The sequence below is a fragment of the Phenylobacterium sp. LjRoot225 genome (genome assembly GCF_964252855.1).
Lineage (GTDB): Bacteria > Pseudomonadota > Alphaproteobacteria > Caulobacterales > Caulobacteraceae > Phenylobacterium.
Map to the genome: position 1 here is coordinate 717,124 of NZ_CAXUPL020000003.1, position 12,345 is coordinate 729,468.

The window sequence follows — 12,345 nt, forward strand, 5'->3', positions numbered from 1 at the left end:
CTCTTACACGCTACCGCCGCGGGCGCAACCGCCCAAGCGATACCATGAACCCGATCGTCCTCATCCCCGCGCGCATGGCCGCGACCCGTCTGCCGGGGAAGCCGCTTGCGGATATCGAGGGGATTCCGATGATCGTCCGGGTTCTGCGCCAGGCCGAAGCGGCGGGCGCCGGGCCGGTGGCGGTGGCGGCCGGCGACGCGGAAATCGTCGAGGCGGTGCAGGACGCCGGCGGCCGGGCGGTTCTGACCGATCCGGCCTTGCCATCGGGGTCGGACCGCATCCTCGCCGCCCTGGCCGAGCTGGATCCCGAGGGCCGCCACGATCTGGTGGTCAACCTGCAGGGCGATATGCCCTTCGTCGAACCGTCGGTGCTCGCCCACTGCGTCGCCCTGCTCGGTCGCGAGGCAGGATGTGACATCGCAACCGTGGTCGCGCCGGAAAGCTCGCTCGCCGACCGGGCCAATCCGGACGTGGTCAAGGCGGTGCTGGCCCTGCAGCCGGATGGCCGGAGCGGCCGGGCGCTCTACTTCACCCGTTCGACCCTCTACGGCGAGGCGCCGGTCTGGCGCCATATCGGCATCTACGGCTATCGCCGCGCGGCCCTGGAACGTTTCAACGCCGCCCCGCCTTCGCCCCTGGAACTCCGGGAGAAGCTGGAACAGCTTCGCGCCCTGGAACTCGGGCTCTCGATCTGGGCCGCGGTCGCCGAGGCCGCCCCTATCTCCGTCGACACTCCCGCCGATCTCGAACAGGCGCGGGCGCATGCAAGAGGTCTTCGATGAGCCAGCGACGCATCGCCTTCCAGGGCGAGCTGGGCGCCAACAGCCACGAGATCTGCCAGGCGGCCTATCCGGAATACGATCCGATCCCGCACCCCAGTTTCGAGGACGCCTTCGAGGCGGTGCGCTCCGGCGACTGCCAACTGGGCATGATCCCGGTGGAGAATTCGATCGCCGGCCGCGTCGCCGACGTGCACCACCTGCTGCCGGACTCGGGGCTCAGGATCATCGGCGAACGGTTCAAGCCGATCCACTTCCACCTGATGGTCAATCCGGGCGTGAAGCTGGAGCAGGTCAAGTACGCCTCCTCCATGCCGATCGCGCTCGGCCAGTGCCGCAAGACCCTGCGCAAGCTGGGCCTGAAGACCGAGCCGGTCGGCGACACCGCGCTCGCCGCCAAGATGCTGGCCGAACATCCCGATCCGACCCGGGCGGCGGTCTCGCCGGAGCTGGCGGCGGACATGTACGGGCTGGAGATCCTGGTCCGCGACGTCGAGGACGAGCACAACAACACCACCCGCTTCCTGGTGATGACGGCCGAGCCGGACCCGGCCCCGCCGCCCTTCACCGCGCCCTGCATCACCAGCTTCGTGTTCCGGGTGAAGAACCTGCCGGCGGCGCTCTACAAGGCGCTCGGCGGGTTCGCGACCAACGGCGTGAACATGATCAAGCTCGAGAGCTACATGGAGGAAGGCAGCTTCACGGCGACCTTCTTCTATGTCGAGGTCGAGGGCCGTCCCGAGGACCGTTCGGTCGCCCGGGCCTTCGACGAGCTGCACTTCTTCTCCGAGAAGTTCGAGATCCTCGGCGTCTATCCGGCCGACCCGTTCCGGGCGCGGGGGTGAGCCTCGGGCGGGGCGGGGGCCAGGCGCCGCCAGAGCGCGATCAGCAGGTCGTCGTCCGGTCGGGTCGGATAGGCGTCGATCTCCGTCGCCTGGCTGCGGACGACGGCTTCCCAATCCGACAGACTGCCGAGGAGGCGCGTGACCTCGCGGGCCATCGCCGCAATGTCGGCGGGATCGACCTTCACGCCGTTCTCCAGCGCTTCAGCCGCCCCTGAAGCCGCCGGATAGATCACCGGCGTGCGATGCTGCATCCCTTCGAGCACCACCATGCCGAAAGGTTCGGACCGCGACGGCGCGACAAGGACGCTGGCCCCGGCGAAGGCTTCGCCGCGCCGGTCCCAGGGCAGGGCGCCGCGCATGGTCAGGCCGTAGCTCCTGCCAAGATACTGTTGTTCGCCCTCCCCGAAGACCTCGAAGGCGACGTTGGGCGTGGTCGCGCGCACCGCGCGGGCCAGTTCGCCGAAGCGGTCCAGGCCCTTTTGCGCGCTCAGTCGGCCGACAAAGACGACCCGGCGCGTCTCGAAGCGGCCCATCTCGCGGGTCGAAACAGGATCATCTGAAAGCAGGTTCGGAATGGCGACGGCGGCCTGGGCCTTGGGACCGTGGTCGGCGACGAGCTGACGGCGCGTCCCGGCGCCCGGCGTCACGAGCGCGGCGGCGGAGTCCACGCCCATCCGCTCGATCCGCAGCGTCAGCTCGTCCGGCGCGTCCGGCCGACGGTCGCGCTCGGTCGAATGGAAATGGGCGACCCAGGGCGCGCCGGTGAGCTCGGAGGCGAAGCGGGCGGCTTCGAAGGTGACCCAGTCGTGGGCGTGGATCACGTCGGGCTTGAGATTGGCCGCCAGGATTTCGAGCCGGCGGCGGAACTCTTCGATCAGGCCGAACAGCGCCGATCCGGAGAGCCCCGCGCCGTCGTAGGCGCTGTAAGGACCGTAGGCGTTGTACGGGCTGTATCCCGCCCCGCCGTAGCTGGACCAGGCGGGCGCGCCGTAGGCGGAAGCGTTTGATGGCGGCGGACGAATGCCCAGCGCCAGGATAGGGACATCCAGACCGAATGGGTTGTCGGCGATCTTTTCGCGCTCCCACGGCACGACCACCGTCACCTTGGCGCCGCGTCGGCGCAGGCGCCGGATCAGGTGATAACAGGCGGTCCAGGTGCCGCCGGCCACGTACGGCGGCGCCTCCCACATCAGCATCAGGATATCGATGTCAACGGCTTCGGCGCCGTAGCGATCAGCCAGGTCGGCGGCGACCTGCGGATCGAAGGTCGCGCGACGCCAGTTGCGCGTCGCCTCCCACGGCACGCCGCGCCAGCCCGAGCCGATACGCCGCAAGTCCGCGCCCTCGAGGTCGAGGTTCAGGACCTTCACCGCATCGAGGCGGCAATGCGGGAGTGTCGCCTCAGTTTTCGATGCGCTTGCCGATGACTTCCTGGCGCGCCTTCTCACCTTCGATGTCGGTCGTCGAATCCACGGCATGGGTCGCCTCGATCACCAGGCCGCGCGTCGCATAGGCGCCCCAGATCTGCAGTCCGCCCAGGAGCAGGAGCGCGACGACCGCGAACACGGCCCAAGCCATCCGAACGCGCGAAGCCATCGACGCCTCCCGTGAAGCGCCACGCTAGCATGAATTTCGCGGCCTTCGCTCGCCCTGCGTGCTTAGGCCTCCTCCGCCCAGGCCTTGATCAGCTGGTGGGCGATGGCGCTCGGCGGCGGGGCGAACAGGCCCTCGATCTTGCCGGCGAGCAGGTCGCGGGCCTCGGCCTTGGTGAACCAGCGGACTTCCGACAGCTCCGTCTGGTCCGGCTGGCCTTCATCGTCCTCGACCTCGGCCAGGAGGCCGATCATCAGGGACGACGGATAGGGCCAGGGCTGGCTGGAGTGGTAGCGGACTTTGACCGCGCGCAGGCCGGCTTCCTCGCTGACCTCGCGGGCGCAGGCCTCCTCGATCGCTTCGCCGGGCTCCAGGAAGCCGGCCAGCGCCGAGAACATGCCGGGCGGCCAGACCTCCTGGCGGCCCAGCATGCAGCGGTCGCCGTGATGGGGCAGCATGATCACCACGGGATCGGTGCGCGGGAAGTGCTCGGCCTCGCAGGCCTCGCAGACCCGCTTCCAGCCGCCGTCCGCCGGATGGGAGGGCTCGCCGCAGACCGCGCAGCGGCGATGGCGCCGGCGCCATTCGAACATCGCCTTGGCGGTCGCGATGATGGCGGCGTCCGCCGCTGGCAGGGTCATCGCCAGCGGCCGCAGGTCCTCGAACCGGCCCAGCCCCTCGAGCGTCTGGGCGGTGGGGTCGGCCTGGCCCTCCAGATCGACCGCGAACACCGCCCGCTCCTTCGAAAGACCCAGGAACAGCAGCCGTTCGGTCCCGCCCGCCAGCTCGCCGATCAGTTTCGCCGGCAGGTAGCTGAGCTGCAGCCCGTCCGGGCCGTCCTCGACCAGAGGGCGTCCGTTCCACAGCGCCACGCCGAGGCTGTCCTGCGAAGCGAGCTGTCGCGCCAGCCAGTCCGGGTCGGCGCGGCGGTCGCTCGCGCGGTCCAGGGGATTGCCGGCGAAGGTGTTCAGGAAGAGGTCGAGGGCCATGGCCTGAGTCTTACGCCGCGGCGGCTTGCGCGTCATGTGCGCGCGCAAGCTACGTCCCCGGCTTGCGCGAGCGGGCCTCAACAGCGATATAGGGGGCGGAGATCACGGGCGATCGCCTCGCCAACCCGGTCAGGTCCGGAAGGAAGCAGCCGTAACGAGTTACGCTCGGGTCGTGATCTCCACCTCATTCCGCCACCCTTGGGTCGGCAAGGGGCTCAATGGCCGAAGACTTCCTGCCAGAAGACGAGCCGCCGGAACGTGACCCCAATACGGGCGACATGTTCGGCGATGCCGCGCCCCCGGCGCTTCCGGCGGACTCCGGGTCCGACGCCGACTCCGCCGCCTACACCGTCATCGCGCGCAAATACCGGCCCCGCACCTTCGAGCACCTCTACGGCCAGGAAGCGATGGTGCGCACCCTGCGCAACGCCTTCTCCAGCGGCCGGATCGCCCACGCCTTCATGCTCACCGGCGTCCGCGGGGTCGGCAAGACCACCACCGCGCGCCTGCTCGCCCGCGCCCTGAACTACGAGACCGAGACGGTCCACGAGCCGACCATCGACTTCAAGGACGAGGGCCGGCATTGCCGCTCGATCATCGAGGGCCGGCACATGGACGTCCTGGAGCTGGACGCCGCCAGCCGCACCGGCGTGGCCGACATGCGCGAACTGCTGGAGGGCGTGCGCTACGCTCCCGTCGAGGCCCGCTACAAGGTCTACATCATCGACGAAGTGCACATGCTGTCGACGGGGGCGTTCAACGCGCTGCTGAAGACGCTGGAAGAGCCGCCGCCGCACGCCAAGTTCATCTTCGCCACCACCGAGATCCGCAAGGTTCCGGTGACCATCCTGTCGCGCACCCAGCGCTTCGACCTGCGCCGGGTGGAACCCGACGTCCTCGTCAAGAATCTTGAAATGATCTGCGAGAACGAGGGCGCCCGCGTCGAGGCCGAGGGACTGATGCTCATTGCGCGCGCTGCAGAGGGTTCGGTCCGGGACGGCCAGTCGATGCTCGACCAGGCCATCGTCCAGGCCGAGTCCGGCATGACGGTTTCCGCCGCCTCGATCCGCGACATGCTGGGCCTGGCCGACCGGGCCCAGACCATCACCCTCTTCGAACAGCTTATGCGCGGCGAGGCCGGGCCGGCCATCGAGACCTTCCGCACCCTCTACGGCTTCGGGGCCAATCCGGACCAGGTGATGCTGGACCTGCTCGACCATTGCCATGGCGCGACCGTCGCCAAGGCGGTGGGGGCGCACGCCCTGATCATGCCCAAGGAACAGGCCGGCCGGCTGGCGGCGATCGGCGCGGCGGTCTCGGCGGGCGTCCTGTCGCGCCTCTGGCAGCTGATGCTGAAGGCCTATGACGAGGTGCGCCGCGCGCCGGACGCCGCGGCCGCCGTCGACATGGCCTTGGTGCGGCTGGCCTACGCCGCCGACCTGCCGGGGCCGGAAGAGGCGCTGAAGCGGCTGCAGAACGGCGACTCGCTCGGCGGGGGCGCGGGTCCCTCGGGCGGCGGCGGTGGATCGGCGGCCAGCGGCGGCGGCGGCGCGACCGCCGTGGCCCGCAGCTTCGCCCAGCCCCAGTCGCAACCGTCGAACGAGCCGATCGCCAGCGCGGCGTTGAAGAGCTTCGACGACGTGCTCGCCCTGATCGACAAGAAGCGCGACATCACCCTGAAGCTCGACGTCGAACGCTATGTGCGGCCGATCAGCTTCCGGCCCGGCGCGATCGAGTACGAGCCGGCCCCCGGCGCGCCCAACAACCTGGCCCAGCGCCTGGTCGCGCGGCTGAAGGAATGGACCGGCGAACGCTGGCTGATCGCCGCCCAGGGCGGCGGCGGCGCCGAGAGCGCCTGGGAGCGCCAGAAGCGCCAGGGTCGCGAAGAGCGCGCGCGGATCGAGCAGGACCCCTTCATCATGTCGGTGATGACCGCGTTTCCGGGGACGGAGATCGTCAGCATCCGCAACCTGCCGCAGCCGGAGGCGGCCGATGTGGCCCCGGTGGACGAAGCCGATAGCGACGAGGACTAGGCCATGAAAGACCTTGGCTCCCTGATGAAACAGGCCCAGGCCATGCAGCAGAAGCTGGCCGACGCCCAGGCGAGGCTGGCGGAACTCTCGATCGAGGGCACCTCCGGCGGCGGCATGGTCAAGGTGACGCTGAAGGGCTCGGGCGAGCTCGCCCGCGTCGACCTCGACGAAAGCCTGATGCAGCCTGGCGAGGCCGAGGTGGTCTCCGACCTGGTGGTCGCCGCCCACGCCGACGCCAAGCGCAAGCTCGACGCCCAGCAGGCCGAGGTGATGCGCGAGGCCGCAGGTCCTCTGGCGGCCATGGGCATTCCGGGGATGCCGAAGTTCTGACGGCGGGGCCGAACGCCCCCTCCGTCTCGCTACGCGAGCCACCTCCCCCGCGGTGCGGTGGAGGATCTGGGCCGTAGATGCTCCACCGCGCAGCGGGGGAGCTGTCGCGAAGCGACTGAGGGGGCGTTCGGCGCCGCCGCCTCAGAACCGCTTGCCGAACACCAAGGTGTCCTGAAGCTCGTAGCCGATCCGCTGATAGAACCCCCGCGCCCCGACATTCTCGCCGCGGACCATCAACTGCATCTTCGGTACGCCCTGGGCGCGCAGCCAGTCCTCGGACGCCTGCATGATCTCGCGGCCCCGGCCGCCGCCCTGCGCGGCGGGATCGACACCGAGGTAGTAGACCCAGCCCCGGTGGCCGTCCGACCCTGCCATGGCGGTGGCGACGATCGCGCCATCCGCCCTGCCCACCAGCACGGTCGAGGTCGGCGTGCGGCGGGCGAGCGCGATGTCCGCGCGCGGATCGTTCCACGGCCGGGTCAGGCCGCAGCGCTCCCATAGCGCGACCACAGCTTCGATATCGTCGTCGGCGATCTCGACAATCCGCACCGCGCGCCTCCATCTATGCCGCCTAAAGCCCCGCAAGGAATCGCCTTGGCCAGCTCCGCCGGACCCGAGATTGAACGCCTGATCGGCCTCCTGGCCAAGCTGCCAGGCCTCGGGCCACGCTCGGCGCGGCGCGCGGCGCTGGCCTTGCTGAAGCGGCGCGACCAGCTGCTGACCCCGCTCGCCGACGCGCTCGCCGAAGCAGCGGCGCGGGTGAAGGTCTGTTCGGTCTGCGGCGCGCTCGACACCCAGGACCCCTGCGCCATCTGCTCCGATCCGCAGCGCGACCGCACCTTGCTCTGCGTGGTCGAGGAAGTCGGCGCGCTCTGGGCCATGGAGCGGGCGAGCGCCTTCCGCGGCCGCTACCATGTGCTGGGCGGCCTGCTCTCGGCCCTGGACGGCGTCGGCCCCGAGGCCTTGCGGGTAGGGCCGCTGCTGAGCCGCGCCGCCGACGGCGTGGTGCGCGAGGTGGTGCTGGCCCTGCCGGCCACCGTCGACGGCCAGACCACCGCTCACTACCTCGCCGACCGGCTGGTCGCGAGCGGCGTGGAGGTCACCATGCTGGCCCGTGGCGTGCCGGTCGGCGGCGAACTCGACTGGCTGGACGACGGCACCATCGCCCAGGCCATGCGCGCCCGCCGGCCGGCTTAGAGGCGGAGCGACATGCGGAGAGGGCGGCGCCGCGAATACGATGACAGCCCTCGACCTTCGGTCGCCAATCCGCGCGAGGTCCTGCTGAGCGAGACGCTTGCTTTCGTGCGTGCGGCGAGCGAGTGCGTTGGCGTGCGGCGCATCTCTCTGCTGGGCTCGCTCGCGACGCTCAAGCCCGCGCCCAAGGACACGGACGTTCTCGTCCTGCTGGACGAGGGACTCGACCTCGCCGAGCTTGCGCCGATCGGCCGGCGGCTGAAGGGGCGGTGCAACGCGATCAATCTGGCGGCGGATGTTTTTCTGGCGGAGGGTGAGGGTCGTTACATTGGCCGGATCTGCCGCTACCGCGAATGCCGGCCACGCACGATGTGCGAGGCGCATCATTGTGGCTTGCGGGGCCAGCGCGTCCACCTGAACGACGACCTGCATCTGGTGACCTTGGCGCCGGCGCTGGTCGCGGCCCCGCCGTTCGATCTGTGGCCTACGGTGGTGCGTCGCGCGAAAGCTCCGGTCGACGTCGAGGCACTGCTGCTCGCACCGCTTGAAGGTCACTCGCCCGATCGGGATCAGGGCGCTGGCGGCAACCTCTGAATGAAGGTGCGCTTGGCCTTGTACCGCAGCCGAAGATCCTCGATCCAGGCCGCCTGCTCGGCCGCGTTGGGCTTGGCCTCGCCCCTGCGGCGGATCCAGCCGATCGCGGCGTCGTAGTTCCCCGCCCCACCCCGGCGGATGCAATCTTCGGCAAGGGTGCGGAAGGCAGCGAGCGCGCGGTCGCGGTGGGTCTGCAGGGTCGCCGTCGCAAGTTGGCCCAGCCGCATGTCGCCGAGGGTGAAGCGCCCGGCCGTCTCCCAGGCGGCGTCGAAGTCGCCCTCTTCCATCTGGATGTCGAACAGCGTGGCCGCTGCGCTGTACCACGAGGCGCGATCGGCTTTCGCCGTCTCCGCCCGGGCGCGGAGGTGCGCCTGCGCCTTCGCCGCCAGCGAAGGCGCATCGGGGGGCTTCCGCAACGCCACATAGGTGTGGAAACCCGGCTCGCGCTCGAACACGCGCCAGAGCAGCGCCTGCGCTTCCTTCACCCGCCCCGCCCTCAACATCATATCCGCGGCGCGGCCCTGAAGACCCCGGTCCGGCCGATCCTCGAACACCCAGAGCGCCTCTTCCAGCCACTTGAGCGCCTCGGCTTCCCGCCCGGCGGCCTCCAGCATGTCGGCGATTTCCAGATAGCCCGCGGGTGCGGCCAACTCCGCCTTGCGGAGCGCAATACGCGCATCCAGATCTTGGGCGCCGAACCGGTCGAGGATCGCCTTCAGCACCGTGCGGCGCGGATCGTAGGTCGCGGGCTTCAGCGGCGGCAGGACGGCCCACAGCTCTTGCGCCTGCCGGGTGAGCGCGGCGATCCCCTCGACGCCGAGAATGTCGACATAGTCTTCGTGGATGGCGTGGAAGAGGTCGGTGACGGCGTTCAGCTCCCAGTCGAGCAGCCGTTCGGCCAGTTCCGCCGGGTCAGGCCGCCGGGCGGCGCAGAGCCGGAGGTGGATCTCGCAGGCCTGACGGCCCAGCTCGTACAGCTCGCCCTCGGAATCGCCCACCTCGCCGCTCAGTTCCAGGAATTCGTCGAGCAGATAGGTGGTCAGCTCCAGCGCCGGCCCTGGCCGTCTGTCGGCCAGGCGCGACAAGGCGTCGATCGCCGCGCTCAGCTCGGCGAAGTCGTTCGCCGAACGCCAAGAGCCCGGATCGCGGGCCGCCTCAATCGCGTCTTCGAGGTCGCGCCGGTAGCGCCGCACGAGCGCCGCGTCGTCCTCGGAGGCGTCGGCAATCTCCCGCTCGAGCGACCGGCGCAGCGTCTCGTTCCGTTCCGCAAGGTCCAGCAGCCGGCCGACGAGCGCCTCCGGCGGCTGGGCGAGGAGGTGCTCGCGCAGGGCGCCGAACCGGTTGACCGCGCCTTGTGGCGCGGCCAGCGCCACGGCCACCATGTGCTTGCAGAAGGGGCTGAGCTGGACACTCGCAGCGCCCGGCCAGGCGGCTTGAGACGCGGTGCAGCTCGACACGATAGACCTCCGTGCCGTGGACGCTGGCGACCGCGCGTGCGGCGTTCGACACCAGAAGCTCCACCCGGCCCTGCTCGAAGTAGGCGAGCCCGCGGCCGTAGGCGCCGTCGCCGGCGGCGGCGCGAAGACAATCTTCAGGCGTGGCGGGGAAGACGTCCGACATCGAGGATCTAGTCGCGAGGATGAGTCGCCACGATCCTAGACGCCCTCTTTGTCCTCCCCAAGATGCAGCTAGGGCTGATAGCCCTCGATGATGAAGCCGCGGTAGTCGGCGGCGGCCTGCCGGTGCAGGGCGGTCTCCTTGTAGGGGCCGTTGTACCAGGCCTTGGCGTCCTCGACGGTCGGGAACTGCAGGATCACCGCGCCGTCGGGCGCCTCGCCCTCCAGGGTGATCTGCGGGCCATAGACCGCCAGCGGGATCATCTTCGGGTCGCGTGGGTTCAGCTGGCCCTTGCGCTGGTACTCGGCCATTTCGGCCGGCGTGTGGATCGGGCTTTCGCGCAGGAAGATGACGTAGGCGACCATGAGCGTTTCCTTTTCGTGTTCTGCGACCACGCTAGAGCGAGGGCGCCGCGCGCGTCCAGAGGCCGCGCTATCCTCGACTCACCGCGTGCGCTAAGAACGCACCATGAACGCCTCTCTTCTCGCGGCGCTGGTCTGCGCCCTTGTCGCCGCCGCGGCGATCGCCTGGGGCTTCCTGGAGCGCCGGCGCGCCGGGGTCGCGGACCTGCGGGCTTTCGCCCTGACCGAGCGGGCTACGGCCGCCGAGGCGCGGGCCAACATGCTGGAGCAGCAGCAGGCGGCCCAGGCGGAGCTCTCCAAGGCCCAGGCGGCGCAATCGGCGCAGGTGGTCGCCGAGGCCCTGGTCAAGCAGACCGAGGAAACCTTCCGCAACCGCGAGGTCCTCGCCCAGGCCCGCATCGAGGCCCAGCTGAAGCCGGTCGCCGACACCCTGGCCAAGTTCCAGGAGCAGGTGGCGGCGGTCGAGAAGACCCGCGCCGAGGAGAACGGCGGCCTGAAGGAACAGATCGCCCAGCTGCTGGCCGCCTCGACGGCGACCCAGGACGAGGCGCGCAAGCTGTCCCAGGCGCTGCGCCGCGGGGCCGGCGTCCAGGGCCGCTGGGGCGAGCAGACCCTGCGCAATGTGCTGGAGGCCGCGGGCCTGGCTCACCGTTTCGACTTCCAGGAACAGACCTCCACCGACACCGAAGAGGGTCGCCGGCGTCCGGACGTGACCGTGCGCCTGCCGGGCGGGGCGGTGTTCGTGATCGACGCCAAATGCTCGCTCAACGCCTATCTGGAGCTGCAGGACGCGACCGACGAGCTGACCCGTGACGCCTGCGGCCTGCGCCACGTGCAGAGCGTGAAAGCCCACGTCCAGGGGCTATCGGCCAAGGCCTACTGGGACCAGTTCGACGCCTCGCCGGACTTCGTGGCCATGTTCGTGCCGCTGGACTCGGCGCTGGCCGCCGCCCTCGACCGCGCCCCGGACCTGATGACCGACGCCATGGAGCGGCGGGTGGTGATCGTCACCCCCAGCACCCTCTTCGCCCTGTGCAAGGCCGTGGCCTATGGCTGGCGGGTCGAGGAGCAGGCGGCCAACGCCCGCAAGATCGCCGAGCTCGGGCGCGAGCTCTACAAGCGCATTTCGGTGATGGGCGAGCACGCCGGCTCGGTGGGCAAGGCGCTGACCGCCGCGGTCGATCGCTACAACCGCTTCGCCGCCTCCCTGGAAAGTCAGGTGCTGACCCAGGCCAAGCGCTTCGAGGACCTCAAGGTCGACCACGAGGGCAAGGAGATCGCCGCCCTCGAACCGATCGAGAGCACGGTGCGTCCGCTGACCAAGCTCTCCGTCGCCGAGACCGCGCCGATGCGTCTTGTCGCCGGCGACGAGATTTGAGGCTATAATCGCCGACCTTGACGCTCGGGAATTGGCAACCTACCTCCGCGACATGGCCATCCGCGAAATCCTCACCGTCCCCCATCCGGCCCTGAAGCAGGTGTCGCAGCCCGTCGCCGGCGTCGACGACGCCCTGCGGGCGCTGATGGATGACATGCTGGAGACCATGTACGACGCCCCGGGCATCGGCCTGGCCGCCATCCAGATCGGCGAGCCCCATCGGGTGATCGTCATGGACCTGGCCCGCGAGGAAGAGCCCAAGGCCCCGCGCTACTTCGTCAATCCGGAGATTCTCTGGTCGTCGGAAGAGACCCTGGGCTACGAAGAGGGCTGCCTCTCGGTCCCGGAATATTTCGACGAGGTGCAGCGCCCGTCGAAGGTCCGGCTGCGCTACCTGAACTACCAGGGCGAGACGGTCGAGGAAGACGCCGAGGGCCTGTTCGCCGTCTGTATCCAGCACGAGATGGACCACCTCGACGGCGTCCTCTTCATCGACCACCTCTCGCGCCTGAAGCGCGAGCAGGCGGTGAAGAAGGTCAAGAAACTGCGAGCGGCTTAGGGAGCGACCGGGGCCGAAGCTGAACGCCCCCTCAGTCGCTTCGCGACAGCTCCCCCGCTACGCGGTGGAGCA

The 12,345-nt window shown here is 69.9% G+C and carries 14 protein-coding genes and 1 other RNA gene; 9 read left to right on the forward strand and 6 right to left on the reverse strand.

The window, feature by feature from the left end; translation table 11 throughout:
* The first annotated feature begins 44 nt into the window (after positions 1 to 44).
* Positions 45 to 782, forward strand: a complete 738-nt coding sequence (locus ACSQ2B_RS18620) for a 3-deoxy-manno-octulosonate cytidylyltransferase (RefSeq protein WP_436052117.1) — start codon at positions 45 to 47, stop codon at positions 780 to 782.
* Positions 779 to 1,624, forward strand: coding sequence for a prephenate dehydratase (locus tag ACSQ2B_RS18625; protein ID WP_436052118.1), 846 nt, complete (start codon positions 779 to 781; stop codon positions 1,622 to 1,624). The genes ACSQ2B_RS18620 and ACSQ2B_RS18625 overlap by 4 nt, the downstream gene beginning before the upstream one ends.
* Here ACSQ2B_RS18625 and ACSQ2B_RS18630 read toward each other — a convergent pair.
* From ACSQ2B_RS18630 to nudC, 3 genes are all read right to left on the reverse strand, one after another.
* Positions 1,591 to 2,994: a glycosyltransferase family 4 protein gene (locus ACSQ2B_RS18630; RefSeq protein ID WP_436052119.1), complete on the reverse strand. Its 1,404-nt coding sequence runs from the start codon at positions 2,992 to 2,994 to the stop codon at positions 1,591 to 1,593. The genes ACSQ2B_RS18625 and ACSQ2B_RS18630 overlap by 34 nt on opposite strands.
* Positions 2,995 to 3,025: 31 nt before the next feature.
* Complete coding sequence (locus ACSQ2B_RS18635) at positions 3,026 to 3,220, reverse strand: hypothetical protein (protein ID WP_436052120.1); 195 nt, start codon at positions 3,218 to 3,220, stop codon at positions 3,026 to 3,028.
* 62 nt (positions 3,221 to 3,282) lie between these two features.
* Positions 3,283 to 4,206 carry an NAD(+) diphosphatase gene (nudC, locus tag ACSQ2B_RS18640; RefSeq protein ID WP_436052610.1) on the reverse strand — a complete coding sequence of 308 codons (924 nt, stop codon included), beginning with the start codon at positions 4,204 to 4,206 and terminating at the stop codon, positions 3,283 to 3,285.
* A gap of 94 nt (positions 4,207 to 4,300) precedes the next feature.
* Between nudC and ffs the strand changes: the two genes are divergently transcribed.
* The 3 genes from ffs (at position 4,301) to ACSQ2B_RS18655 (ending at position 6,569) form a co-directional block, all read left to right on the forward strand.
* An RNA gene (gene ffs / locus ACSQ2B_RS18645) (signal recognition particle sRNA small type) lies at positions 4,301 to 4,393 on the forward strand.
* 31 nt (positions 4,394 to 4,424) lie between these two features.
* Positions 4,425 to 6,239, forward strand: a complete 1,815-nt coding sequence (locus ACSQ2B_RS18650) for a DNA polymerase III subunit gamma/tau (protein WP_436052121.1) — start codon at positions 4,425 to 4,427, stop codon at positions 6,237 to 6,239.
* A gap of 3 nt (positions 6,240 to 6,242) precedes the next feature.
* Positions 6,243 to 6,569 (forward strand): YbaB/EbfC family nucleoid-associated protein, encoded by a 327-nt coding sequence (locus ACSQ2B_RS18655; protein WP_436052122.1) that lies wholly within the window; start codon positions 6,243 to 6,245, stop codon positions 6,567 to 6,569.
* A gap of 141 nt (positions 6,570 to 6,710) precedes the next feature.
* On the opposite strand, the gene ACSQ2B_RS18660 is transcribed toward ACSQ2B_RS18655, so the two are convergent.
* Positions 6,711 to 7,118: a GNAT family acetyltransferase gene (locus tag ACSQ2B_RS18660; RefSeq protein ID WP_436052123.1), complete on the reverse strand. Its 408-nt coding sequence runs from the start codon at positions 7,116 to 7,118 to the stop codon at positions 6,711 to 6,713.
* Positions 7,119 to 7,163: 45 nt separating this feature from the next.
* Between ACSQ2B_RS18660 and recR the strand changes: the two genes are divergently transcribed.
* Together recR and ACSQ2B_RS18670 are read left to right on the forward strand one after the other, a co-directional pair.
* Complete coding sequence (recR, locus tag ACSQ2B_RS18665) at positions 7,164 to 7,766, forward strand: recombination mediator RecR (RefSeq protein ID WP_436052124.1); 603 nt, start codon at positions 7,164 to 7,166, stop codon at positions 7,764 to 7,766.
* A gap of 12 nt (positions 7,767 to 7,778) precedes the next feature.
* The gene (locus ACSQ2B_RS18670; protein ID WP_436052125.1) at positions 7,779 to 8,357 is read left to right on the forward strand and encodes a hypothetical protein; all 579 of its coding nucleotides are present in this window, start codon (positions 7,779 to 7,781) and stop codon (positions 8,355 to 8,357) included.
* On the opposite strand, the gene ACSQ2B_RS18675 is transcribed toward ACSQ2B_RS18670, so the two are convergent.
* Positions 8,333 to 9,814, reverse strand: a complete 1,482-nt coding sequence (locus tag ACSQ2B_RS18675; protein WP_436052126.1) for a DUF6880 family protein — start codon at positions 9,812 to 9,814, stop codon at positions 8,333 to 8,335. The genes ACSQ2B_RS18670 and ACSQ2B_RS18675 overlap by 25 nt on opposite strands.
* A gap of 231 nt (positions 9,815 to 10,045) precedes the next feature.
* Positions 10,046 to 10,339 (reverse strand): DUF1330 domain-containing protein, encoded by a 294-nt coding sequence (locus ACSQ2B_RS18680; RefSeq protein ID WP_436052127.1) that lies wholly within the window; start codon positions 10,337 to 10,339, stop codon positions 10,046 to 10,048.
* A 103-nt stretch (positions 10,340 to 10,442) separates the two neighbouring features.
* Here ACSQ2B_RS18680 and rmuC point away from each other — a divergent pair, with 103 nt between their 5' ends.
* Positions 10,443 to 11,714 (forward strand): DNA recombination protein RmuC, encoded by a 1,272-nt coding sequence (rmuC, locus tag ACSQ2B_RS18685; protein ID WP_436052128.1) that lies wholly within the window; start codon positions 10,443 to 10,445, stop codon positions 11,712 to 11,714.
* Positions 11,715 to 11,766: 52 nt separating this feature from the next.
* Positions 11,767 to 12,273 (forward strand): peptide deformylase, encoded by a 507-nt coding sequence (gene def, locus ACSQ2B_RS18690; protein WP_436052612.1) that lies wholly within the window; start codon positions 11,767 to 11,769, stop codon positions 12,271 to 12,273.
* The last annotated feature ends 72 nt before the right edge of the window (positions 12,274 to 12,345 follow it).